Genomic DNA, 23,062 nt, shown 5'->3' on the forward strand with positions numbered 1-23,062 from the left:
TCCCCGTTCCTACGCTTGTTCGATGGGCAGATACGCCCTGTTGCCTCTCGCGGCCGGTTGACTTCAGGCGCCGCCGCGCGCACGCAATGCGGCCATTCCTTCCTCGAACCGCCGCCGCAATAACTCGATCGTCTGCATCTGCTGTTCGGTTGCGGTCTCGGCGAGCTGGCGCATGTTGGCGAGCGCCGTCTCGAATCCCTGCCGCGCGATCTCGGCGCGCCGTCCCGCCACGGCTTCGTTGCCCGCCTCGGCGGCAATTGCCGTCATCGTTTCCTGGAAGACCTCGGCTTGCCGCGCCATCAGGCTTCGCCAGCTCTCATAGGCCGAGCGGTTGACCTCGATCAGGGCGTCGATGTTCTTCTTCTCCATCTCGAGCAACGCCTTCATATCGACGCCGCTGATCTGGCAGGATTCGATCAGCTTCGCGAAGTCGAGACCTGGCAGATTCCAATCGATCGTCCCTGCCCTCTTTTCGTCGGACATTCCCCTCTCCATCATTGGTCGTTACGGCTCGTCTCAACTGGCCGGCATCGGCGCGGGTCGTCCCTCGGCATCCAGCGCGACGAAGGTGAAGATGCCCTCCGTCACCTTTACACGCTCGCCCAGGCGCCTGCGCAGCGCCCAGGCCTCCAGGCGGATCGCCAGCGACGTGCGCCCGATACGTTCGGGCGAGGCGTAGACGCAGAGGACGTCCCCGACATGGACCGGCTTGATGAAATGCATCGCCTCGATCGCCACCGTGGCAACACGCCCCTGCGCCCGCTGGCCGGCATGGATGCCGCCCGCGATATCCATCTGCGAGAGCACCCAGCCGCCGAAGATATCGCCGCTCGGATTTGCATCCGCCGGCATAGCGAGCGTTCGTGTCGTCAGATCCCCTCGTGGCTGGATCGACATGGCGGTGGCTCACAGCATGTGCTGGCCGCCATTTGCCGATATCGTCGAGCCCGTGATGAAGCCGGCGTCGTCGGATGCCAGGAACACGACCACTCGCGCGATCTCGTGCGGCTCGCCCAAGCGCCCGACCGGGATCTGTGGCAGGATGTTCTTGGCGACCACCTCCGGGTTGATCGCCTTGACCATCTCGGTCGCGATATAGCCCGGGCAGATCGTGTTGACCGTGATCCCTGCGCGCGCGCCTTCCTGGGCCAGCGCTTTCACGAAGCCGATGTCACCGGCCTTGGCGGCGGAGTAGTTGACCTGCCCCATCTGCCCCTTCTGGCCGTTGATCGAAGAGATGCAGATCACCCGGCCGAACGTGCGCTCACGCATCCCTTCCCATACGGGCCGGGTCATGTTGAACAGCGAGTTCAGATTGGTGTTGATGACTTGGTACCATTGCTCCGGCGCCATCTTGTGGAACATGCTGTCCTTGGTGATGCCGGCGTTGTTGACAAGCACGTCCACCGGACCGAGGTCCGCTTCAACCTGTTTCAGGCCGGCGGCGCAGGCCTCATAGCTCGACACGTCCCATTTGTAGACCTTGATGCCGGTCTCGGCCTTGAATTTGGCGGCCGCTTCCTCGTTGCCGGCATAGCTCGCAGCCACCTTGTAGCCGGCCGCCTTGAGCGCAACCGAGATTGCTTCACCTATGCCGCGCGTTCCGCCGGTCACCACCGCAACTCTGGACATCATCCCCTCCTGATTGGTTCATGTTGTATTCGCCGGCTTCAAAAGAGCCTTCGCCGTTCGCGGACGGCCAGTGGTCGTCCGCGTCTCATTCCAGCCGAATGGATCGGCCGTCGGCCTAGCGCTCGACCGTCAGGGCGACGCCCATGCCACCGCCAATGCACAGCGTGGCGAGACCCTTCCTGGCGTTGCGCTTCTGCATCTCGAACAGAAGCGTCGTCAGCACCCGCGCACCGGAGGCGCCAATGGGATGGCCGATGGCAATCGCGCCGCCGTTGACGTTCACGATCGACGGATCCCAGCCCATGTCCTTGTTGACTGCGATCGCCTGCGCCGCGAAGGCTTCGTTGGCCTCAACGAGGTCGAGGTCCTTGACCTTCCAACCGGCCTTCTCGAGCGCTTTTCGAGACGCGGGAATCGGCCCTGAGCCCATCACGGCGGGATCGACGCCCGCGGTCGCCCAGGAGACGATCTTGGCAAGCGGGGTGAGACCGCGCTTGCTCGCTTCGTCGGCGCTCATCAACACCAGGGCAGCCGCACCATCGTTGATGCCCGAGGCATTGCCGGCGGTCACCGAGCCTTCCTTGTTGAACGCCGGCTTCAGCTTGGCAAGCGCGTCCTGCGTCGTGCCCGGACGGATGTATTCGTCCTCATCGACGACGACGTCACCCTTCCGGGTCTTGACGGTGACCGGAACGATCTCGTCCTTGAACCGGCCGGCCTTCTGCGCGTCCTCGGCCTTGTTCTGCGAGCTGGTGGCGAACGCATCCTGCTCTTCCCGGGTGATCTGCCATTTGACGGCGATGTTCTCGGCGGTGACACCCATGTGATAGCCGTGGAACGCATCCATCAAGCCATCCTTCAGCATGGAGTCGATGAACTTGACGTCGCCCATCTTGGTGCCGCCCCGCAGATGCGACAGATGCGGCGCCATCGACATCGACTCCATGCCGCCCGCGACGATGACCTTGGCATCGCCATTGGCGATCTGTTGCAGGCCGAGCGCGACCGAGCGCAGACCCGAGCCGCAGAGCTGGTTCATGCCCCACGCGGTCTTCTCCTGCGGAATGCCGGCAGCCATGGCGGCCTGCCGGGCGGGATTCTGCCCCTCGCCGCCGGCGAGGACTTGCCCGAGAATGACCTCGTCGACCTCTTCCGGCGCGACTTTTGCGCGCGCGAGGGCGCCCTTGATCGCCACCGCCCCAAGTTCATGAGCGGTCAACGAGCCGAACGCTCCGTTGAAGGAGCCAACCGGCGTCCGAGCCGCAGAAACAATTACCACATCCGTCATGATCAACTCCCGATTCTCTCTGATTTGATGTGCACTGCTCCGCCGTCAGAGACCTCGCCCCTCGGTGACGGCGGTCTCGAAGTCAGTTAGATCAATCTCCCGTTCGAGCCCCGCGCGCAGCATGTCGCGGTCGAGCTCGCCTTCCCACCACGCCACCACCACGCAGGCAACGCCGTTGCCGCAGAGATTGGTGAGCGCCCGGCACTCGCTCATGAACTTGTCGATGCCGAGAACGATCGCCATGCCGGGGAGCAGTTCGGGCCTGACGGCGGCGAGCGTGCCAGCCAGCGTGATAAATCCCGCCCCCGTGATGCCCGAAGCGCCTTTCGAGGTCAGCATCGCAACGACGAGGATCGTCATCTGTTCGCCGAAGGAGAGCTCGACGTTCATCGCCTGGGCGATGAAGAGCGTCGCCAGGGTCATGTAGATGTTGGTGCCGTCGAGGTTGAAGGAATAGCCGGTCGGCACCACCAGTCCGACGACGGACTTGGAGCAGCCGAGTTTCTCAAGCTTCTCCATCATCTGCGGCAGTGCGCTCTCCGAGGACGAGGTGCCGAGCACGATCAGCAGCTCGTCCTTGATGTATTTGAGGAACTTGAGGATCGAGAAGCCGGCAATGCGAGCGACAATGCCGAGCCCAACGACCACGAACAGAAACGCCGTGAGATAGAAAGTCGCGATCAAACCCGCGAGATTGCCGAGCGCCTGGGGACCGTAGCGACCGATCGTGTAGGCCATCGCGCCGAAGGCGCCGATCGGTGCGACCTTGACCACGATCGATATGACGCCGAACATCGCATGAGCAACGTCGTCCACGAACGACCGGACCGTATGAGCCCGCTCGCCGAGCCCCATCAGGGCAAAACCGAACAGGATGGCAAACAGCAGGACCTGCAGGATTTCGCCCTGGGCGAATGCCCCGACGACGGTGTCCGGAATGACGTGCAGAACGAAGTCCACCGACTTCATCTCGCTCGCCTGTTTCGCGTAGCCGGCGACGGCTGCGGCGTTCGACTGCCCCTGGAATCCCGAACCCGGGCGCAGCACATTGGCGACGATCAGGCCCAGCGCCAGCGCAAAGGTCGAGACGATCTCGAAGTAGATCAACGCCTTGACCGCGACCCGGCCGACCTTCTTGACTTCGGAGATGTGGGCAATGCCGGAGACGACGGTGCAGAAGATGATCGGTGCAATGGCCATCTTGATCAGCTTGACGAAGCCGTCGCCCATCGCCTTGATCCAGTCGTTCTTGCCGAGATCCGGCCAAAGCCAGCCGACCATGACGCCGAGCACGATCGCCACGAGCACCTGGACATAGAGAACCCGGTAGAACGGCTTCTTCTGCGTCGCGGTCGTCGCTCCGGACGTCGCCGTGGTAGCTACAGACATTGTTTCTCCTCCCTCGCTACGTGCTGCGTACGACAGACGACGCTATTTCTTCTTCTGAGGCGGCAGGTCGGTGCAGTGGCCCTCAAACACCTCTGCAGCCATGCCGATGGACTCGCCGAGCGTCGGATGCGGATGAATGGTCTTGCCGATATCGGCCGGCTCGCATCCCATCTCGATCGCAAGGCAGATCTCGCTGATGAGATCGCCGGCGTGCGTGCCGACGATTCCGCCGCCGATAATGCGGCGGGTCGTCGTATCGAACAGCAGCTTCGTGAAACCCTCGTCGCGGCCGTTGGCGATGGCGCGGCCGGATGCGGCCCACGGGAACACCGACTTGCCGAACTTGATGCCTTCGGCCTTGCACTGGTCCTCGGTCTTGCCCGCCCAGGCCACTTCGGGATCAGTGTAGGCGACGGACGGAATCTGGCGCGCGTCGAAATACGACTTTTCGCCGTGGGCGACTTCGGCGGCCACATGGGCTTCATGCACGGCCTTGTGTGCCAGCATCGGCTGGCCGACGATGTCGCCGATCGCAAAGATATGCGCGACGTTGGTGCGCATCTGGTTGTCGACGTTGATGAAGCCGCGCTCGGTTACGGCAACACCGGCCTTCTCAGCGCCGATCTTGTTGCCGTTCGGGCTTCGGCCGACCGCCACGAGAACGAGATCGTAGACCTGCGGCTCGGCAGGCGCCTGCTCGCACTCGAACCTCACCTCGATCCCGGCTTCGGTTGCCTTCGCGCCGACCGTCTTGGTCTTCAGCATGACCTTGTCGAAGCGGCGCGCGTTCATCTTCTCCCAGACCTTGACCAGGTCACGGTCGGCTCCCTGCATCAACCCATCGAGCATTTCGACGACGTCGATGCGCGCGCCAAGCGTCGAATAGACCGTGGCCATTTCGAGCCCGATAATGCCGCCGCCGATCACCAGCATGCGCTTGGGGATCGACCTCAGAAGCAGCGCACCTGTCGAATCGACGATGCGAGGATCTTCAAGAAGGAAAGGCAGCTTCACGGCCTGGCTGCCCGCAGCGATGATGGCCTTGGCGAACTTGACCGTCTTCTTTCCCGCCGCGGTGACCACTTCAACGTGATGTGGATTGAGGAACGTACCGACGCCGGTCACGACCTCGACCTTGCGGGCCTTCGCCATGCCGGCAAGGCCGCCGGTCAGCTTCTTGATGACGCCATCCTTGAATCCTCGCAACTTGTCGAGATCGACCTGCGGCGCACCGAAGGTGATGCCATGGTCGGGCAGATGCTTGACCTCGTCGATTACGGACGCCGTGTGCAGCAGCGCCTTGCTCGGAATGCAGCCGACGTTGAGACAGACGCCGCCGAGCGTGTCGTAACGCTCGACCAGCACGGTTTTCATGCCGAGATCGGCGGCGCGGAAGGCGGCGGAGTAGCCGCCGGGGCCCGCACCCAGCACCAGCATGTCGCATTCGAGATCCGCCTTGCCCGAATGGGACGCGGCGGCGGGTGCGGCGGTTGGCGCCGTTGCGGCTGGCGGCGATGCCGGGGCCGGCGTTGCGGCAGCCGCCGCTCCCGCCGTCTCCAGCATGAGGATGACAGATCCCTCGCTGACCTTGTCGTCGACCTTGACCTTGACGTCCTTGACGACACCGGCATGCGAGGACGGAATCTCCATCGACGCCTTGTCGGACTCGACCATGATGAGGCTGGTGTCGACGGCGACGGTCTCGCCGGCCTTCACCATCACCTCGATGACAGCGACGTCCTTGAAGTCGCCGATATCGGGAACCTTGACTGCGATCTGAGCCATACTGCGCTCCCCAACCTCAGAACAGCACGCGCCGCAGATCGGCGAGCACGTTGGCGAAATAGACGTTGAAGCGCGCGGCCGCCGCACCGTCGATGACGCGGTGGTCCCACGAGAGCGACAGCGGCAAGGTCAGACGCGACGTCCAGGTCTTGCCGTCCGCCGAATGCTGCTTCCAGTAGCCCTTGCAGACGCCCATGATCGCGACCTCGGGCGCGTTGATGATCGGCGTGAAATAAATGCCGCCAATGCCGCCGAGCGAGGAGATCGAGAAGGTCCCGCCCTGCATCTGGTCCGGCTTGATCTTGCCCTCGCGCGCCAGCTTGGCAAGCGCGTTCATCTCATTGGCAATGTCCGGTATCGATTTCTTGTCGGCATCGCGGATGACAGGCACCATGAGGCCGTTCGGCGTGTCCGCGGCAAAGCCGATGTGCCAGTAATTCTTGTAGACGAGGGTGTCGCCGTCGAGGCTGGCGTTGAATTCCGGAAACTTCTTCAGCGCCGCGACGGCCGCCTTCACCATGAACGGCAGCAGCGAAAGCTTGACGCCGCTCTTCTCGAGCTCCTTGTTCATCTTCACCCGGAACTGCTCGAGTTCGGTGATGTCGGCCTCGTCATGCGTGGTGACGTGCGGGATGACGACCCAGTTGCGGTGCAGATTGGCCGCCGAAATCTTCTTGATGCGACCGAGCTCCTTGCGCTCGATCGGACCGAACTTTGCGAAGTCGATCTTGGGCCAGGGCAACAGATCGATGCCGCCGACACCGCTTCCGCCTGCGCTAGCGGCCTGCGGCTTGGCGGGCGCAGCCCCGCCCCTGGCGAAGGCCTCGACGTCCTCGCGCTGGACGCGGCCGTGATTGCCTGTACCCTTGACCTTGCCGAGATCGACGCCGAGTTCGCGCGCCAGCTTGCGGACTGCGGGGCCCGCATAGGCGAGCGCAAAGGCCTTCTCGTCGACCGCGCCGGCCTGCGCCACCGGGGCTGCGGCTGGTGCCGTTGACGCGGGTGTCGGCGCAGCAGCTGCTGGCGCGGCCGGCGCTCCCTCGCCGGTTGCGAGCACGAGAATGACCGCGCCCTCGCTGACCTTGTCGCCGGTCTTCAGCTTGATCTCGCGCACGATCCCCGAGAGCGGCGCCGGTACTTCCATCGTCGCCTTGTCCGATTCGAGCGCAATCAGCGGATCCTCCGCTTTCACGCTGTCGCCGGGCTTCACGAAGATCTCGATGACCGGGACGTCCTTGAAATCGCCGATATCTGGAACGCGCACCTCGGCAACGCCGGCCGGCGCGCTGACGGGTGATGGCGGAGCGCTGACGACGGGGCGCGCCTCGGCCTCTTCGGCGCCCGCGCCCTCGAATTGGACGATCACCGTGCCTTCGCTGACCTTGTCCCCGACCTTGACGACCACTGACTTCACGACGCCGTCACGCGGCGACGGCACCTCCATGGTCGCCTTGTCGGATTCCAGCGCAACCAGGGGATCTTCGGCCTTTACCCTGTCGCCCGGCTTGACGAATATCTCGATCACCGGCACGTCCTTGAAGTCGCCGATGTCGGGAACCTTGATGTCGATCAGACCACTCATCGCTCTGCCCTCGGCTCGCTGTCTCACACGGTCCACGGCGCAGCGCGCCCGGCGTCGATTTGGTACTTTGCGATGGCCTCCGCGACGATCGCGGGCTTGATCGTGCCTTCGTCGGCCAGCGCCTTGAGCGCGGCGATCGCGACGTAGTGCCGGTCGACCTCGAAGAATTTGCGCAATTTCACGCGATAGTCGCTGCGGCCAAAACCGTCGGTGCCGAGCACGACATAGCGGCGTCCGGCCGCCTGGACATACTCGCGGATCTGGTCGGGATAGTTGCGCATGTAATCGGTCGACGCCACGACCGGGCCCGGATGGGCTTCGAGCTGCGCTTCGACCCAGCTCTTGCGGCGCGGCTCCGTCGGGTGCAGCAGATTCCAGCGTTCAGTGGCCATGCCGTCGCGACGCAGCTCGTTGAAGCTCGTCGCGCTCCAGATGTCCGCGGTCACGCCGAAGTCCGCCTTGAGCAGATCCGCCGCCGCGATCACCTCGCGCAAGATCGTGCCCGAGCCGACGAGCTGGACGCGAGGTCCCTTCTTCGCCGTCTCGCCGCCGTTCTTCAGCAGATAGAGTCCCTTGAGGATGCCCTCCTCGGCTCCCTTGCCCGCCTCGGCGAGCGAGGGGTGCGGGTAGTTCTCGTTCATCAGCGTGATGTAATAGTAGACGTCCTCCTGCGCCTCATACATGCGGCGCATGCCTTCGCGCACGATGGTCACCACCTCATAGGCGAAGGTGGGATCATAGGAGATGCAGTTTGGGATGGTGCCCGCAAGCACGTGGCTGTGGCCGTCCTCGTGCTGCAAGCCTTCGCCGTTCAGCGTGGTGCGGCCGGCGGTGCCGCCGAGCAAAAATCCCCGCGCCCGCATGTCGCCCGCGAGCCAGGCGAGGTCGCCGACGCGCTGCAGGCCGAACATCGAATAATAGATGTAGAACGGAATCATCGGCACGTCGTTCGTCGAGTAGGACGTTGCCGCGACGATCCAGCTCGACATGGCGCCGCCTTCGTTGATGCCCTCCTGAAGCACCTGCCCGGTCTTGTCCTCGCGGTAGTACATGAGCTGGTCGGCGTCCTGGGGACGGTAGAGCTGGCCGACCGACGAATAGATGCCGAGCTGGCGGAACATGCCCTCCATGCCGAAGGTCCGGGACTCATCGGGCACGATCGGCACGATGTGCTTGCCGATCGCCTTGTCGCGCACCAGCGCGCCCAGCATCTGCACGAAAGCCATCGTCGTCGAGATTTCGCGGTCGCCGGTCGCGTCGAGGAGCCGCTGGAACGTCGACAACGGCGGAATTTGCAGGGACGCGGATTTGCGCCGGCGCTGCGGCAGACTGCCGCCGAGCTTTGCGCGCTGGGCGCGCAGATATGTCATCTCCGGACTATCTTCCGCCGGACGGATGAAGGGCACCTTGGCAAGCTCATCGTCGGCGACCGGGACCTGGAAGCGGTCCCGGAATCCGCGCAGCGCGTCCTGAGTCATCTTCTTGGCCTGATGCGCGATCATCTGGCCTTCGCCGGACTCGCCCATGCCGTAGCCTTTGACGGTCTTGGGCAGAATGACGGTCGGCTGTCCCTTGTGGTTCACCGCCGCGGTATAGGCCGCAAACACCTTTTCCGGATCGTGACCGCCTCGCGCAAGTTGCCAGATTTCGTCGTCGCTCATGTCGGCAACGAGCTGCTTCAGCTCCTCGTACTTGCCGAAGAAGTGCTCGCGGATATAGGCGCCGCTCTTGCTCTTGAAATCCTGGTACTCGCCGTCGACGCATTCCTCCATGCGCTTCAGCAGCAACCCGCTCTTGTCGTTCGCCAGCAGCCGATCCCAGCCCGATCCCCACAGCACCTTGATGACGTTCCAGCCGGCGCCGCGGAAAACGCTTTCGAGCTCCTGAACGATCTTGCCGTTGCCGCGCACCGGTCCGTCGAGCCGCTGCAGGTTGCAGTTGATGACGAAGATCAGATTGTCGAGGTTCTCGCGGCCGGCGAGTGATATCGCACCGAGCGACTCCGGTTCGTCGGTTTCGCCGTCCCCCATGAAGGCCCAGACCTTGCGATTGGCGGTCTCGGCCAGCTTGTGGTTCTCCAGATATTTCAGGAACCGGGCCTGATAGATCGCCATCAGCGGCCCCAGCCCCATCGACACCGTCGGGAACTGCCAGAAATCCGGCATCAGCCAGGGATGGGGATAGCTCGACAGGCCCTTGCCGCCGGTCTCCTGCCGGAAGCCGAGCAGCTGATCCTCGCTCAGCCGCCCTTCGAGAAACGCGCGCGCATAGATGCCGGGCGAACAGTGGCCCTGGACGAAGATCAGATCGCCGCCGTGTTTTTCCGTCGGCGCATGCCAAAAATGGCCGAAGCCGATGTCATAGAGCGTGGCGGCGGACTGGAAGCTCGCGATGTGCCCACCGAGCTCCGAGCTTTCCTTGTTGGCGCGCAGAACGATGGCGAGCGCATTCCACCGGATGATGGATCGCAGCTTGTGCTCGATGGCGCGGTCGCCCGGCAGCGGCGGCTGCTGATCCAGCGGAATCGTGTTGCAATAGGGCGTAGTCAGCGTCTGCTGAATAGCGAGGCCGCCGCCGCGCGCGGCGGCAATGACGGCGTTGACGACGAATTCGGCGCGCTCGCTGCCGCGGTGACCTCGGATTGCCGACAGGGCATCGAGCCACTCCCGGGTCTCCTGCGGATCCAAATCGTGCGCGTCCGCAACTGTCATTACTCTCTCCCTTGCATGCCAAGCAGAAGTCAGGCGTCATCGTTCATTGCGCCGCCTCTAGGTGAGGCGCGCGATGCCACGCAGGCGATATGCCCGTCGCTCTAAGTTAAAGATGTGCTGGCTGGCATTTGAACGTTCCCCTCGCCGTGCTTGTTCTGATCTGCTTATTCTTGCAGCCATCTAAGCAGCATTTGTGCCAGACCTCGAAGAGGCATGGCGATCGCGCACATGCCCTTCATTTTGCTCAGGATTGTCGGTCAGCCGCCCGACCGCGCCGATATGATCGGCCGACATTCGTCTGAAGCTCCGGAAAACGGGCTGCTGGTTCCGCCCGAAAGATCGGACCCGTGAGCTGCCCGACAAACGGGGGGCGTTGGCGGTAATGAGCGGCCGCGAACGCGAGCCATGGGCGGGACAACAGTCGGCGCGTACGTGCATGACGATTTGACTAACGCTGCGCGAACACCGAATGTCTATGGCAGGACCGTCTTGCATTTTCGCGCACGTCAATTCGCCAGCGTTGAATACTCCGCGCCTTTCTTGCGCAACACGAGGTTGCCTAGATGACCGTCGTACTCGATCTCCTCAACAAGGATCCGCGCGCGAAGCTGCGACCGGACGCGCCGCGCCATCCCGAGAAGCTGAACCGCCCGGAGACGCCCCTGCAGAGCAAGCCGGCGTGGATCCGCGTGAAGGCCCCGGGCTCAGATGCCTGGGCCGAGACCAGACGCATCGTGCGCGAGAACCAACTCGTAACCGTGTGCGAGGAAGCGTCCTGCCCGAATATCGGCGAATGCTGGGCGAAGAAGCACGCGACCTTCATGATCATGGGCGATACTTGCACGCGCGCCTGCGCATTCTGCAACGTGCGCACCGGCCTGCCCGGCCCGCTCGATGCCGATGAACCCGCCAAGGTCGCCGAAGCCGTTGCCAAGCTTGGGCTTGAGCACGTGGTCGTCACGTCGGTCGATCGCGACGATCTGGCAGATGGCGGGGCGGCACACTTCGCTGCGACCATCGCCGCAATCCGCGTGGCGAGCCCGGCGACCTCGATCGAAATCCTGACGCCGGATTTTCTGCGCAAGCACGGCGCGCTCGAGACGGTCGTGGCGGCGAAGCCTGACGTGTTCAATCACAATCTGGAGACGGTCCCGTCGAAATATCTGGCAGTGCGCCCGGGAGCGCGCTACTTCCATTCGGTCCGACTGCTGCAACGCGTGAAGGAAATCGATCCGCAGATCTTCACCAAGTCCGGTATCATGGTTGGCCTCGGCGAGATCAGGAACGAGGTGCTGCAATTGATGGACGATCTGCGCTCCGCAGACGTTGATTTCCTGACCATCGGCCAGTATCTGCAGCCCACGCGAAAGCATCACCCCGTGGTCAGCTTCGTGACGCCCGACGAATTCGACGGCTATGAGAAGACCGCCTATGCCAAGGGCTTTTTGCTCGTATCTGCAACGCCGTTGACCCGCTCTTCTCATCACGCCGGCGATCAGTTCCGCGAATTGCGCGCACGCAGGCGCGACTAGCGCGCCGCCGCGCCCGCTACCGCAATTTGCGTCGACTGCGCAAATCGCAGAGAGAGCGGGAGTCAAATCCTCGATTTTCGCTCATTTCGCGTCGAACAGCTGACTGCACGTAAGCACTCGCCCGCCTCCTGCCCTCGGAAATCCGGATCCGGCCCAAGCGCCACAGGCCTGCTCACGTTAGCTGTGGTGAGATTTTTCTTGATCTCCCGGTGCACACGTCGTGCACACGACGCCTTCTAACCAATTGAAACGCTTGAACTCTCGTTCCCATCCATCATGAGACAGTGTGAGCTAGCTCCAGCTAACAAGATCAAGACTGGACAATACCGACCCATATCGGCCAATCGCTTACCGCGAAAACTCCAACTGCGAAGGTGGTTGTTTGGGTTCTGGAATGTAAGCATAGGCTTCATCGCATTCTCGGCGTGAAAAGGCCTCTTCGTCACGGTCCACCACCGACCACAGGCGACATCTACGCGGCAATCCAGGCGAAACGACCTCTAGTTTAAATGCTTTCGTCGCCGCGACATAAAGATGATCAAATCAATCGCGATCGGAGCTAGTGCAAAGACCAGTGCGATCCAGAATTTTGGCTCCTGCAGGATGTCATGCCAAGGGCGCCTCTAGTCGCCCGTCGGGGTGATTCGAAACTCAACCACCTCGGGCCGGCCGCGCAAATATTTGGCAAGTCGTTCGGCATTGAGCCTGTCACGGCTCTTGATTGTCATCCGGTATTCGAACTGCTGCCCGCCTTCGCTTAGTCGCGATGAAAGGTTGGCAATCGTAAAGCCGTGATCGCCAATCATCTTGTGGACTTCGCATTCGCCCATCACCTTGTCCCGAGCAAAGCGTAACATGTGGTGGGCATAGAACTCGCTAGGCAATCGAGCCTCGATGACCCTGAACAGCGCGAGCACCATCAGGGTTGCGACGGAGCCAACAAACGCAGCAAACCAGAACCCGATTCCAACCAGAATACCGATAGCTGCCGTCACCCAAATGGACGCAGCCGTTGTTAATCCCCGGACAGTCAGCCCCTCCTTAAAAATCACGCCAGCTCCCAAAAATCCAATGCCGGTCATGATACCCTGCGCCATGCGGGTTGGGTCGGTGCGGATGGCATCATGTTCAAGCAATGTCATCCACTGGTGCTGATAAACCGTGACGATCATGAGAATGGCTGACGCGATACAGACGAGGGAATGCGTTCTAAAACCTGCCGGGCGTCCATGAAAAGTGCGCTCGAATCCGATCATGGCACCGATCGCGAGAGCACCAGCAACTCTGACAATAATCACCAGTTCGTCGTGACCCATGGCTCACCTCTTTGAACGCAGTCGACAAACGCCAGTTAGAAATTGACCATACTGCAATGTTTCACCCTACATCGCAGCTGAGCTGGAATGGAAGCTTGCGCGAGACGCAGCGTCTGGAAATGCGGCGTCGAATCCAATGGCAGCCAACTGAATCAGTGGCTGACCAAAGTACAAGATCTCAAGTCCAAAATTACATTTGTCACACCTATCGATCATATGTATACTTGCCGAATGCAAGAACGCTGAATGGCGTGGGCAAAGGAGGATAACGTCAGGACGTCATCTCATTCCAAGATCGTTCAACGTGCAGAGGCGAGCGGCGCTGGTCGATCCAGTGAGGCCCGCTGGCACGACCGACGCACCCCGCAAAGAGGAAGCCAGCAGAGGCGTCATGGTCCGAATCATCCAGATTTCCGACACGCATCTCAGCCCGAGCAAGCGGAACTTCAACGCGAACTGGACACCGCTCGCGAGTTGGATCGAGCAGCATAAACCAGATCTCGTCATACACACCGGCGACGTAACTATTGATGCAGCCGATCAGGAAGTCGATGCAGCCTATTGTGCAGCGCAACTGGCGTCGCTCAGGATTCCTGTTGCCGTAGTTCCCGGAAATCATGACGTCGGCGAGGTGGGCAATCCGCATCAGCCGGTGAATGAGGAGCGGCTCGATCGCTTTCGCCGCCACTTCGGTGACGATTGCTGGCTACGCGATGTGGATGGCTGGCGCCTGATCGGGCTCAATTCAATGATCTTCGGCGGCGGACCCGAGGAGGCGCGGCAGACCCAATGGCTCGAGGCCGCGATGGCCGATGCCGCGGGGCGTCACATTGCCTGGTTCACGCATCGGCCGCTGTTCATCGAGTCGCCGACTGAGGCCGACACCGGTTACTGGTCGGTCAAACCGGAGCCGCGTCTAGCCCTTCTGGATTTGCTGCGGCGGTATCGGGTCGAGATCGTGGCCAGCGGACATCTGCACCGCTGGCATGAAATTCGGCTGAACGGCACGCACTACGTTTGGGGGCCGGCAGCCGGCTTTCTGGTCGGCGAGAAACTGGCGCCGCCGATGGGCGGCACCGCGCGGCTCGGGGCCGTGGTCTACGACATCAATGGCGAGAACATCGACGTGAGCATTCGCCCGGTGCCGGGCCTCACCGATTACTGGATCGACGACGTCGTCCACGAGGTCTATCCGCCGCGCGAAGCTGAGGCGTGATCCCCGATGGCCGGCGTCACATTGCGCGGTATCGGAAAGACTTTCGGCGACACGGCCGTCCTCAATAATATCGATCTCGATATTGCGGACGGCGAGTTTCTGACGCTGGTCGGTCCCTCCGGATGTGGCAAGTCGACGCTCCTGCGCATCATCGCCGGCCTCGAATCGCAGGATCGCGGCTCGGTGTCGATCAGCGGGAATTCGGTCGACCATCTGCGGCCTCACGAGCGCAGAATCGCCATGGTGTTCCAGAACTACGCGCTCTATCCCCACATGTCGGTGTTCGACAACATCGCGCTGCCGCTCACCATGACGCGCCTCAACCTGTTCGAGCGTCTGCCCTTGATGCGTCATCTGTCGCTCCGCCGCCGGCGCGTGATGGCCGAGATCGCGCGCGAGGTGCGGGCCGTCGCGGAGCAGCTTCGCATCGAATCCTTCTTTCATCGCCGTCCCGGACAGCTTTCGGGCGGACAGCGGCAGCGCGTCGCGCTCGGCCGCGCCATGGTGCGTCATCCGCAAGCTTTCCTGATGGATGAGCCGTTGTCGAACCTCGACGCCAAGCTGCGTGTGCACATGCGCGGCGAGCTGACCGAGCTGCACGCGCGTCTCGGCGTGACGATGATCTACGTAACGCACGATCAGATCGAGGCGATGACGATGTCCGATCGCCTGGCCGTGATGGATCACGGCGACATACTCCAATTCGGCACACCCGCCGACGTCTATGAACGGCCCGCCACGACCTCGGTCGCGCAGTTCATTGGCAGTCCGGCGATCAATCTTTTTCCGGCCCGCGTGGGCCCCGGCGGCCAGGTCGAGCTGCTCGGCCGGACGCTGCCGATCGATATTCGCAACGCGCCGACTGCGGAACTGACGATCGGCGTGCGTCCGGAAGCGATGCGGGTCGGGGGCGGCCCGTGCGCCGTCACATGCAGGTTCCGGCGCCGCGAAAACCTCGGATCGGAAAGCATCCTCCACTTCCACCTCGTGGCCTCTCCGGAGGTGGCGGTGCTCTGCCGGATCGACAATGAGATGCCGATTCCCGAGGGCGAGGTCACGCTCGCCTTCCAGCCACGGGATTGTCACGTGTTCGACAACAAGGGCCGCCGCATCGAGGTTGAAAGCCGCGATGCGGCCGGCCGCGACGTGCGCCGCGCGAGTGAGGTCCGATGAACGCGGTCGCGGCTCAAATCGCTCCGCTCGCCGCGGCGCCGCCAGCGAGCCGCCAGCGATGGATCGAATGGTTCGCGGGCCTGGGCTTCGCGGCACCGGCCTTCATCCTGCTGCTCCTGACCAATCTGGCGCCGCTGGCTGCTCTCGCGTTGCTGAGTTTCACCAACTACGAGCTGGGCGCGCTCGACTTCTCGTTCGTGGGCTTTAAGAATTTCAGCGCAGCGCTGCAGGATCCCGTGATCCGCCGCTCGGTGACCAATACGCTGCTCTACGTGGCGATTGTCGTGCCCGGCGGCGTCCTGATCTCGCTTCTCGTCGCAATCCTGATCCACCAGCGCAAGCGCACGCGCAGCCTCTATGAGGTCATCTATTTTCTTCCCGTCACCTCGACGCTCATCGCGATGGCCACGATGTGGCAGTTCCTGCTGCACCCAACCCTAGGACTGATCAATCAGACCCTCAAGGGACTGGGTTTCGCCGAGACGGCCTTCCTGAGCGAGCCGCGCCTCGTCATCCCGACGCTCGCCGCGATCGGCATCTGGCAGCTCATCGGCTTCAACATGGTGCTGTTCCTTGCCGGTCTCTCGGCGATCCCTCGCGACCTCTATGAGGCTGTCGATATCGACGGCGCGAGCCATCCCGTCGACCGCTTCCTGAAAGTGACTTGGCCGATGCTTGGTCCGACGACGATGTTCGTGACCGTGACGACGTTCATCACGGCGTTCAAGATCTTCGACACGGTTGCGGTGATGACGCGTGGCGGCCCCGGAGGCGCATCGGAGGTGTTGCTCTATGCCATCTATCTGGAGGGGTTTCAGTACTTTCACATGAGCTATGCGGCGACGCTCACGCTGGTCTTCCTCGCGTTCACCCTGGTGTTCTCGGTGCTGCAGACCTTCATCCTCGACCGACGGGTGCACTATTGACGCGCATATCGGCCACGATCGCCCGCCCGCCTGCGCCGCTCGCAATCCGGATACGGCGCCTCGTGTCGCTTGCGTTCGTCCACGCGGTGCTGATCGGCGGCGCTGTCTTCATGCTGTTGCCATTCGTCTTCATGCTGACGAGTGCGATCAAGCCTCCGGGCGAGATCTTCGAGGCGACGTTCCGGCTCTGGCCGCGCCAGTTCTACGGATGGCAGAATTTCGAATCTGCCTTGAGCACCGCGCCGCTGCTGCGCTTCTTGCTCAACGGCCTCATCGTCTGCGGCGGCATCCTCGTGGTCCAGCTGCTGGTCGCTATTCCTTGCGCCTATGCGCTCGCCAAGCTGAGGTTTCCGGGACGGCCGATCCTGTTTTCGCTGGTCCTGCTCGGACTCTGCATTCCGGTCCAGGCTCCCTCGCTCCCGCTCTACATCGCGTTCGCCGAGCTCGGCATCCTCAATACCTACCTCTCGATGATGATGCCGTTCTTCCTGTCGGTATTCGGGATTTTCCTGTTCCGCCAGTTCTTCAAGTCCTACCCCGACGAGATCATCCAGGCCGCCAGGCTCGACGGCGTCGGCGAGTTCGAGATCGTGTGGCGCATCGTGGTGCCGAGCGCCTGGCCGGCCATCGCGGCGTTTTCGATCTTCTCCGTCGTGGCGCACTGGAACGACCTATATTGGCCGCTCATCGTCGTCTCCGACACCAAGCTCGCAACGCCTCCGCTCGGCATGATGTATTTCGCCGATTCCGAGCTGGGCTCGAATTACGGCGCGCTCGCGGCCGGCGCGACCATCATCACGGCGCCACTGGTCATCGCCTTCCTGATCGCGCGGCGGCATTTCATTGCCGGCATCACGATGACCGGAATCAAATGACTTCAACCACTGCCAGGGGAGACACCGTCATGCTGCATCGCCGAGACCTCCTGAAGAGCGCCGCCGCCGTCGGGACGACCGCACTTTCCAGCCCGTTCCTGACGCGCTCGGCGCAAGCGCAAGACGTGACGCTGGATGTGCTTTATGCCTTTCCCGCCTTCGCGAAATTCCATGAGCCGATCGCCCAGGAGTTCATGAAGCGGCAGTCCAGCATCAAGATTCAGTTCCGGGCGCCGGCGGCGAGCTATGACGAGGGTCATCAGACCATGCTGCGGCAAGCCGTCACCAACCAGCTGCCGGACGTCTACTATTCCGGTTATCACCTGCTCGCCGAGCTCGTGCGCACGCTGGTGAAACGCAACCAGATCACCGAGGTCGCCTCGCTGCTGCAGAAGGAGGACGCCACCTGGCGCAAGGCCAATTATTCCGACGAGATCCTGGCGCTCGGGGCGGTCGATGGCAAGATCTACGGCCTCGCGTTCAATGCCTCGCTACCGATCATCTATTTCAACGCGCAGCTCGTGAAGGAAGCGGGCGGCAATCCCGACAAGATGCCCGACAACTGGACGGACATGATCGCCCTCGCCGTCAGCATCAAGAGCAAGGGGTCGGACGTCGCCGGTATCGCCTATAACATCCACGACTGGCCCGACGATTGGCTGTTCCGTTCGCTGATCCTGCAAGGTGGTGGCCAGATGCTCGATGCGTCGGAAACCGCTGCCGGATTCGGCAACGACCCCGGGCTGAAGGCCCTGACCCATTGCCGGCGGTTCGTGGCCGATGCCAAGATGCCGCTGATCGATTGGGACTCCTCGCGTCAGCAGTTCATCGCCGGGAAAATCGGCCTTTTTGCCGACACGCCGGCCCGGTTGCGCCAGGTCACCGACCTGATCGGCGACAAGTTCACCTTGCGCACCTGCACCTTCCCGATCGACGACAAGCAGAAGGGTGGACTGCCCACCGGCGGCAACGCGGCGATCATCACGGCGAAAGATCCGGCGAAGCAGCAGGCGGCTTGGGAGTTCCTGAAGTTCGTGAGCGGCCCGGAAGCGCAGAAGATCGTCGTGGAGACCACGGGCTATATGCCGACCAATTTGCGCGCCGCGGGTCCCGAATTCCTGGCCCCATTTTACGACAAGAACCCGAACTTCCGCACCGTGTCGCAGCAGATCGAGCGCGCGAAGCCGTGGCAGGGCTATCCGGGCGGACAGTCCGTGAAGATCTGGCGCACGCAGCGGGAGATCATCCATGCCGTCATGCGCGGCGAAACAACCGCCGAGACCGGGCTCGATCGCATGATCAAGGAAAGCAATGCCTTGATGAAGAGCTCGTAGGCAGCGGACGTTCGTTGCGGCAAAACGGCCTGCGCTGGCCGCAATTGTTCCCTTCGGAGGCGGAATTCTGTGTTCATCATTGCCCAACTGAGCGATCTGCACCTCCGACCGCCCGGTCAGCTCGCTTATGGCGACGTCGATACCAACGCGATGTTTCACGACGCCATCGAGGCCGTGCTGAAGCTCGACCCGCGGCCCGATTGCGTCGTGGTCAGCGGCGACCTCACCGATGGGGGACTCGAAGAGGAGTACGAGATTGTTGCCGCTGGCCTCGCCAGGCTGCCAATGCCGGTCTTTGTCATTCCCGGCAACCACGACCGGCGCGAGCAGCTGATATCTTCGCTCCGCCCCCGCCACCGTTATCTTCCGTCCGAAGGCTTCATCAACTTTGTCGTGGACGATTTCCCGGTCCGGCTGATTTTGCTCGACAGCGTCGAGGCCGGAAAGATCCACGGTACCTTTTGCGCGGCCCGGCAAGAATGGCTGCGCGACGTTCTCGCGAGCGGGCGCGGCAAGCCGACGGTCGTCGTCGTTCATCATCCGCCGTTCCTGGTCGGGGCCGACGGGATGGATGGTCTGCGCCTCCTGGGGGCCGATGCGCTCGACGCAATCATCAAAGACCATCCCGAAATCGATCGCGTGCTGTGCGGTCATTATCACCGCTCGATCACGGCGCGCTATGCGGGGACCGTGGGCTATGTGGCGCCAAGCACGGCGCACCAGGTTGCGCTCGATCTGCGGCCCGGTCGCAGCAATCGCTTCATCATGGAGCCGCCGGGCCTCTCCTTGCACGTCTGGCGGCCGGACATGGGCATCAGCAGCCACCTCGTTCCGGTCGGAGACTATGGTCGTCCGTTCGAGATCGCGGCCGATCAAGACCATCCGGGAACGGATCGGAGCAATGGCCTTCCGACGCTGCTAGCGCGCGCAGAGGCCGTCGTTGACGCGGCGGCGGCCAGGCTGGTCGCGATGCAATCCACGTCGTTGCGCACCGAGCGCAAGGACCATCTCGACATCGTCACCGAGGCGGATCTCGCCTCCGAAGCGATCGTCGTCGCGGGCCTGAGGGCGCTGACGCCGGATGCCGGCATCCTGGCCGAGGAGAGCGGCGCGAGCCCGGGGGACAATGCTGCGCGCTGGATCATTGATCCGCTCGACGGCACGATCAACTATGCGCGGGGGCTGCCGTGGTTCTCCGTGACGGTCGCCTACGAGGTCGGCGGCGAGACGAAACTTGGCCTGATCAACGCGCCCAAGATCGGACTGACGGCGCGCTATCTTGCGGGGGAAGGCGCGACCATTGACGGCTTGCCGGCACGCGTCTCCACGACGCGTTCACTGTCGGATGCGGTGATCTCGGTGATCCTGACCTCGCATTTCTCGCCCGACGAAGTCCGGCGGACGACGCGGGTGATCGAACTGCTCGGCAGGGTGGTGCGCGGCGTGCGTATCGTCGTCTCGGGTGCCCTCGAGACGACGATGGTTGCCTCGGGTCGCCTAGACGGCTTTGTCTCCCTGAAGGCCGACATCGTCTCGCACGCGGCCGCGATGCCGATGGTGTGGGCCGGCGGCGGAAAGGTCACGACGCTGACGGGGCATCCGTGCCGCGACGACGATCTCGACAAGATCGCTTCCAACGGGCTGATCCACGACGAGTTGCTCGCTCTCCTCCGCCAGGCGCTGCAATGACGAACAGTGCCAGACGACGAACCTTCGTTCGAAGAAAGCGTTTGGCGCAAGCGATCTAGCGGCGGCCGCGGCTGGGAAACAGCTTGTCGCGGATATAGCGCGAGGTCGGCGTCAGTCGGGCGCCGCGCGCCTTACGCCAGACCGCCCGGTCGATCTCCTTCTTGTCGCCGACCTTCAGTCGCCCCGACACCTTCTTGGCCAGGAAGATTGCATCGCTCATCCGCCGGCCGGTCCCGCTCTTCCTGGCTTTGACTTCCTTCCAGAGTTTCAACGGCCCGAGCTTCAGCTTGGGAAGCTCCTCCTTGATCTCGCGACGAAGGCAGCTCCTGTCGCTCTCGCCTGCCCGTCTTCGGCCGCCGGGAAACATCCAGAGCCCATCGCGCCTACGTCTCACCATCAGCACGCGCCCTTTTCGGGCGACGACCAGCTTCGACGATTTCGCCATCACGACCGGTCCTGCTTCTCTGCCTGCTCCCACTGCACCAGGCTGTCGGCGAGACGCCGCTCCATCTACGGGCAGATGATCGCCTTGATGATGCCATCCCGCCGCGCGACCTGCTGCTCGAACGCGGCGGGCGTCTGGTCGAGCGAGAAGCGATGCGTGGCCAGCGGCGCCAGCTTGACCTGACCGCCTTGCGCAAGCGCAATGGCCCGCGGATAGACTTCCGGCATACGGCGCGAAAACTTGACCGAGAGGCCCTTCCGGCGCGATTCCGCGCCGCTGAGGATGTACTGGTTATTCTCGGGAATACCGACGAGCACGACCCGGCCGCCGATGCGGGCACAGCGCGCCGCGTGCTCGAAGCCGTGCGAGGAATCCGTCGCCTCGATCACCAGATCGACGCCGCGGCCTTCGGTAACCTTGCCGACTTCGGCGTAGCTGCGGCATGCCACGTCAGCCCCGAGGTCGCAGGCCAGCGCCGTGCGCTGTTCGACCGGGTCGATCGCGATGATCTTGCCGCTGCCTGCGAGCCGCGCCAGTTGCACCAGCAGCAGTCCTACCGGCCCGCAGCCGAGCACCGCCACACTTTCCAGCAGCCGCGGACGCGCCAGATCCATGGCATGGATCGCCACGCCGAGCGTCTCCAGGATCGCCGCCCCAGCGGGGTCGATGCTGTCAGGCACCAGATGCACGGCGGATTTGGGCACACAGACGAATTCGGCCATGGCGCCGTTGTGTGGGGCGTAACCGAGGAACTTCACATTGGGGCAAAGATTGGTGTGCCCGCGATGACACCATTCACAATGGCCGCAGGGAATGGACGGATCGACCGCCACCAGGGCATCGGCCGAGAGGCCCGCCCTGCGCGCCGAGTCCGGCGTGAGGACGCCCGAAAACTCATGGCCCAGGACGAACGGTCTGACTTGCGTCGGGCCGGTTGTTCCGCCTTCTAGATAGGAATGCAAGTCGCTGCCGCAGACGCCGACAGCCTTGACGCGGATGACGAGCTCATCCTCCGAGCGCGGCTTCGGCTCAGGGATATCGAGAACGCGGATATCACGAATGTCCTGGAGCACCGCAGCGCGCATGTCGACGCCATCCCTCTGAGCAATTGTCTTCCCCATATTACATATGTAACAGCGGAATGACAAATGCTTTTGCAGGTAGCGCACGTCAGGTGCCCACCGCGCCGATGTCATAGTGTGGCGGAAAGTACGGCTATTTCTGCTTGTCGATCAGTTTCAGCGCGGCGACGGCGGTGTTCTCGTCCGTCACCAGCACCTTGCCGATCCGGCCGCGCAGCACCGCGGCGATGATCGGCGCCTTGTTGAGCCCGCCGGCGATCAGCATCGACGTCGGCACCCGCGCCAGGTTGTCGAGCGGCATGGCAATGGCGCGGCTGTTGATGCCGTGATCAATGGGTCGGCCCGTCTTGTCGAGAAATTGCGCCAGGACGTCGCCGACGGCGCCTGCCGCCCGGAGATGCTCGGCGCGGACGTCCGGCGGCAGCCCATGCCGCATCAATAGCGAGCGGGGCGTCATGTCTCCCATGCTCAGAAGTGCCAAGTCGATCTTATCAACGCTGTTCAGCACCTCCTGATAGACCTCCTGGGCCAGGAAAGTGTCGCGCGAGCGCCGGCTGCTGACGAAGATCGGGGCGGCCAGATAGCTGCACTGGGCGTGCAGCCGGTGCGCAAGCTCACCCGCGATCTCGAAGGTGTTGAGCTCCAGGCCGCGCGACAGGCCGCCCATCATGGAGACGATCGAGAGGTCGGGATAGTCCGCTGGCGCGACGTAACGGATGGTCTCGCGCAAGGTCGCACCCCAGCCGATACCGATGATACGCGGGCGCTTCTGCTCGAGGAACTTCGATAAATAAGCACCCGCCGCCATCCCGATCAGGCTGCCGACCTGCTCGGGATTCTCCGGGCTCGGGATGACGACGGCGTCCTCGAGGCCACATTCCCGGCGCAAGCGATGCTCCAGCTCCGTGCAGCTCGCAAAGGCGGAGTTGAGGCGGATGTTGACGATGCCGCTCTGCCGCGCATCCGACAGCATGCGGTTGACGCGGGCGCGAGTCAGCCCGAGGCGCTCGCCGATCTCGGCCTGGGTTAGGTTCTCCATGTAGTAGAGCCAGGCGACCCGCAGGATGGTTTGGTCAGTCACGGCGCA

Annotated in this window: 19 protein-coding genes; 7 read left to right on the forward strand and 12 right to left on the reverse strand. The window is 63.1% G+C overall.

Translation table 11 applies throughout. The annotated features are described in order from the left end of the window. Nucleotides 1–63 precede the first annotated feature (63 nt). The 8 genes from phaP to aceE form a co-directional block, all read right to left on the reverse strand. Nucleotides 64–483, reverse strand: a complete 420-nt coding sequence (gene phaP, locus N2602_RS23695; protein ID WP_260379618.1) for a TIGR01841 family phasin — start codon at nt 481–483, stop codon at nt 64–66. 33 nt (nt 484–516) lie between these two features. Further along, nucleotides 517–852 (reverse strand): acyl-CoA thioesterase, encoded by a 336-nt coding sequence (locus tag N2602_RS23700; protein ID WP_260379619.1) that lies wholly within the window; start codon nt 850–852, stop codon nt 517–519. Between the two features lie 54 nt (nt 853–906). Next, the gene (gene phbB, locus N2602_RS23705; RefSeq protein WP_260379620.1) at nt 907–1,632 is read right to left on the reverse strand and encodes an acetoacetyl-CoA reductase; all 726 of its coding nucleotides are present in this window, start codon (nt 1,630–1,632) and stop codon (nt 907–909) included. Nucleotides 1,633–1,747: 115 nt separating this feature from the next. Continuing rightward, nucleotides 1,748–2,920, reverse strand: coding sequence for an acetyl-CoA C-acetyltransferase (locus N2602_RS23710; protein WP_260379621.1), 1,173 nt, complete (start codon nt 2,918–2,920; stop codon nt 1,748–1,750). 45 nt (nt 2,921–2,965) lie between these two features. Beyond that, nucleotides 2,966–4,309, reverse strand: a complete 1,344-nt coding sequence (locus N2602_RS23715; RefSeq protein WP_260379622.1) for a dicarboxylate/amino acid:cation symporter — start codon at nt 4,307–4,309, stop codon at nt 2,966–2,968. 42 nt (nt 4,310–4,351) lie between these two features. After that, nucleotides 4,352–6,094 (reverse strand): dihydrolipoyl dehydrogenase, encoded by a 1,743-nt coding sequence (gene lpdA / locus N2602_RS23720; RefSeq protein WP_260379623.1) that lies wholly within the window; start codon nt 6,092–6,094, stop codon nt 4,352–4,354. Nucleotides 6,095–6,110: 16 nt separating this feature from the next. Beyond that, nucleotides 6,111–7,676, reverse strand: a complete 1,566-nt coding sequence (locus tag N2602_RS23725) for a dihydrolipoyllysine-residue acetyltransferase (protein WP_260379624.1) — start codon at nt 7,674–7,676, stop codon at nt 6,111–6,113. A gap of 23 nt (nt 7,677–7,699) precedes the next feature. Continuing rightward, a complete protein-coding gene (gene aceE / locus N2602_RS23730) occupies nt 7,700–10,387 on the reverse strand; it encodes a pyruvate dehydrogenase (acetyl-transferring), homodimeric type (RefSeq protein ID WP_260379625.1) in 2,688 nt (895 codons plus the stop codon). A 563-nt stretch (nt 10,388–10,950) separates the two neighbouring features. On the opposite strand from aceE, the gene lipA reads away from it, so the two are divergent. Continuing rightward, complete coding sequence (gene lipA, locus N2602_RS23735) at nt 10,951–11,919, forward strand: lipoyl synthase (RefSeq protein ID WP_260379626.1); 969 nt, start codon at nt 10,951–10,953, stop codon at nt 11,917–11,919. Between the two features lie 623 nt (nt 11,920–12,542). Here the strand turns inward: lipA and N2602_RS23740 are convergent. Beyond that, a complete protein-coding gene (locus N2602_RS23740) occupies nt 12,543–13,235 on the reverse strand; it encodes an MgtC/SapB family protein (protein ID WP_260379627.1) in 693 nt (230 codons plus the stop codon). Nucleotides 13,236–13,626: 391 nt separating this feature from the next. On the opposite strand from N2602_RS23740, the gene N2602_RS23745 reads away from it, so the two are divergent. The 6 genes from N2602_RS23745 to N2602_RS23770 all read left to right on the forward strand — a co-directional run bounded on the left by N2602_RS23745 (nt 13,627) and on the right by N2602_RS23770 (nt 20,448). Beyond that, nucleotides 13,627–14,451 (forward strand): metallophosphoesterase, encoded by an 825-nt coding sequence (locus N2602_RS23745; protein ID WP_260379628.1) that lies wholly within the window; start codon nt 13,627–13,629, stop codon nt 14,449–14,451. A 6-nt stretch (nt 14,452–14,457) separates the two neighbouring features. Next, nucleotides 14,458–15,624 carry an ABC transporter ATP-binding protein gene (locus tag N2602_RS23750; protein WP_260379629.1) on the forward strand — a complete coding sequence of 389 codons (1,167 nt, stop codon included), beginning with the start codon at nt 14,458–14,460 and terminating at the stop codon, nt 15,622–15,624. Next, a complete protein-coding gene (locus N2602_RS23755) occupies nt 15,621–16,550 on the forward strand; it encodes a carbohydrate ABC transporter permease (protein WP_260379630.1) in 930 nt (309 codons plus the stop codon). The genes N2602_RS23750 and N2602_RS23755 overlap by 4 nt, the downstream gene beginning before the upstream one ends. Before the next feature lie 62 nt (nt 16,551–16,612). Further along, the gene (locus N2602_RS23760) at nt 16,613–17,425 is read left to right on the forward strand and encodes a carbohydrate ABC transporter permease (RefSeq protein ID WP_409241842.1); all 813 of its coding nucleotides are present in this window, start codon (nt 16,613–16,615) and stop codon (nt 17,423–17,425) included. 29 nt (nt 17,426–17,454) lie between these two features. Then, entirely contained in the window at nt 17,455–18,759 is a 1,305-nt protein-coding gene (locus N2602_RS23765) for an ABC transporter substrate-binding protein (RefSeq protein ID WP_260379631.1), read from the forward strand. A 69-nt stretch (nt 18,760–18,828) separates the two neighbouring features. Then, nucleotides 18,829–20,448 carry an inositol monophosphatase family protein gene (locus N2602_RS23770; protein ID WP_260379632.1) on the forward strand — a complete coding sequence of 540 codons (1,620 nt, stop codon included), beginning with the start codon at nt 18,829–18,831 and terminating at the stop codon, nt 20,446–20,448. Nucleotides 20,449–20,503: 55 nt separating this feature from the next. Here N2602_RS23770 and N2602_RS23775 read toward each other — a convergent pair whose 3' ends face one another. The 3 genes from N2602_RS23775 to N2602_RS23785 all read right to left on the reverse strand — a co-directional run bounded on the left by N2602_RS23775 (nt 20,504) and on the right by N2602_RS23785 (nt 23,056). After that, the gene (locus N2602_RS23775) at nt 20,504–20,893 is read right to left on the reverse strand and encodes an NUDIX hydrolase (RefSeq protein WP_260379633.1); all 390 of its coding nucleotides are present in this window, start codon (nt 20,891–20,893) and stop codon (nt 20,504–20,506) included. A 65-nt stretch (nt 20,894–20,958) separates the two neighbouring features. Then, nucleotides 20,959–21,978, reverse strand: a complete 1,020-nt coding sequence (locus N2602_RS23780; protein WP_260379634.1) for a zinc-binding dehydrogenase — start codon at nt 21,976–21,978, stop codon at nt 20,959–20,961. Between the two features lie 130 nt (nt 21,979–22,108). Next, nucleotides 22,109–23,056: a sugar-binding transcriptional regulator gene (locus N2602_RS23785; protein ID WP_260379635.1), complete on the reverse strand. Its 948-nt coding sequence runs from the start codon at nt 23,054–23,056 to the stop codon at nt 22,109–22,111. Nucleotides 23,057–23,062: the final 6 nt, after the last annotated feature.

Origin of the sequence: Bradyrhizobium sp. NC92, from assembly GCF_025200865.1 — a bacterium.
Lineage (GTDB): Bacteria > Pseudomonadota > Alphaproteobacteria > Rhizobiales > Xanthobacteraceae > Bradyrhizobium.

Bases quoted from the DNA above. Each gene is read 5' to 3' on its own strand.
- phaP (WP_260379618.1), bottom strand. From the start codon at position 483: ATGTCCGACGAAAAGAGGGCAGGGACGATCGATTGGAATCTGCCAGGT.
- N2602_RS23700 (WP_260379619.1), bottom strand. From the start codon at position 852: ATGCCGGCGGATGCAAATCCGAGCGGCGATATCTTCGGCGGCTGGGTG.
- phbB (WP_260379620.1), bottom strand. From the start codon at position 1,632: ATGTCCAGAGTTGCGGTGGTGACCGGCGGAACGCGCGGCATAGGTGAA.
- N2602_RS23710 (WP_260379621.1), bottom strand. From the start codon at position 2,920: ATGACGGATGTGGTAATTGTTTCTGCGGCTCGGACGCCGGTTGGCTCC.
- N2602_RS23715 (WP_260379622.1), bottom strand. From the start codon at position 4,309: ATGTCTGTAGCTACCACGGCGACGTCCGGAGCGACGACCGCGACGCAG.
- lpdA (WP_260379623.1), bottom strand. From the start codon at position 6,094: ATGGCTCAGATCGCAGTCAAGGTTCCCGATATCGGCGACTTCAAGGAC.
- N2602_RS23725 (WP_260379624.1), bottom strand. From the start codon at position 7,676: ATGAGTGGTCTGATCGACATCAAGGTTCCCGACATCGGCGACTTCAAG.
- aceE (WP_260379625.1), bottom strand. From the start codon at position 10,387: ATGACAGTTGCGGACGCGCACGATTTGGATCCGCAGGAGACCCGGGAG.
- lipA (WP_260379626.1), top strand. From the start codon at position 10,951: ATGACCGTCGTACTCGATCTCCTCAACAAGGATCCGCGCGCGAAGCTG.
- N2602_RS23740 (WP_260379627.1), bottom strand. From the start codon at position 13,235: ATGGGTCACGACGAACTGGTGATTATTGTCAGAGTTGCTGGTGCTCTC.
- N2602_RS23745 (WP_260379628.1), top strand. From the start codon at position 13,627: ATGGTCCGAATCATCCAGATTTCCGACACGCATCTCAGCCCGAGCAAG.
- N2602_RS23750 (WP_260379629.1), top strand. From the start codon at position 14,458: ATGGCCGGCGTCACATTGCGCGGTATCGGAAAGACTTTCGGCGACACG.
- N2602_RS23755 (WP_260379630.1), top strand. From the start codon at position 15,621: ATGAACGCGGTCGCGGCTCAAATCGCTCCGCTCGCCGCGGCGCCGCCA.
- N2602_RS23765 (WP_260379631.1), top strand. From the start codon at position 17,455: ATGCTGCATCGCCGAGACCTCCTGAAGAGCGCCGCCGCCGTCGGGACG.
- N2602_RS23775 (WP_260379633.1), bottom strand. From the start codon at position 20,893: ATGGCGAAATCGTCGAAGCTGGTCGTCGCCCGAAAAGGGCGCGTGCTG.
- N2602_RS23780 (WP_260379634.1), bottom strand. From the start codon at position 21,978: ATGCGCGCTGCGGTGCTCCAGGACATTCGTGATATCCGCGTTCTCGAT.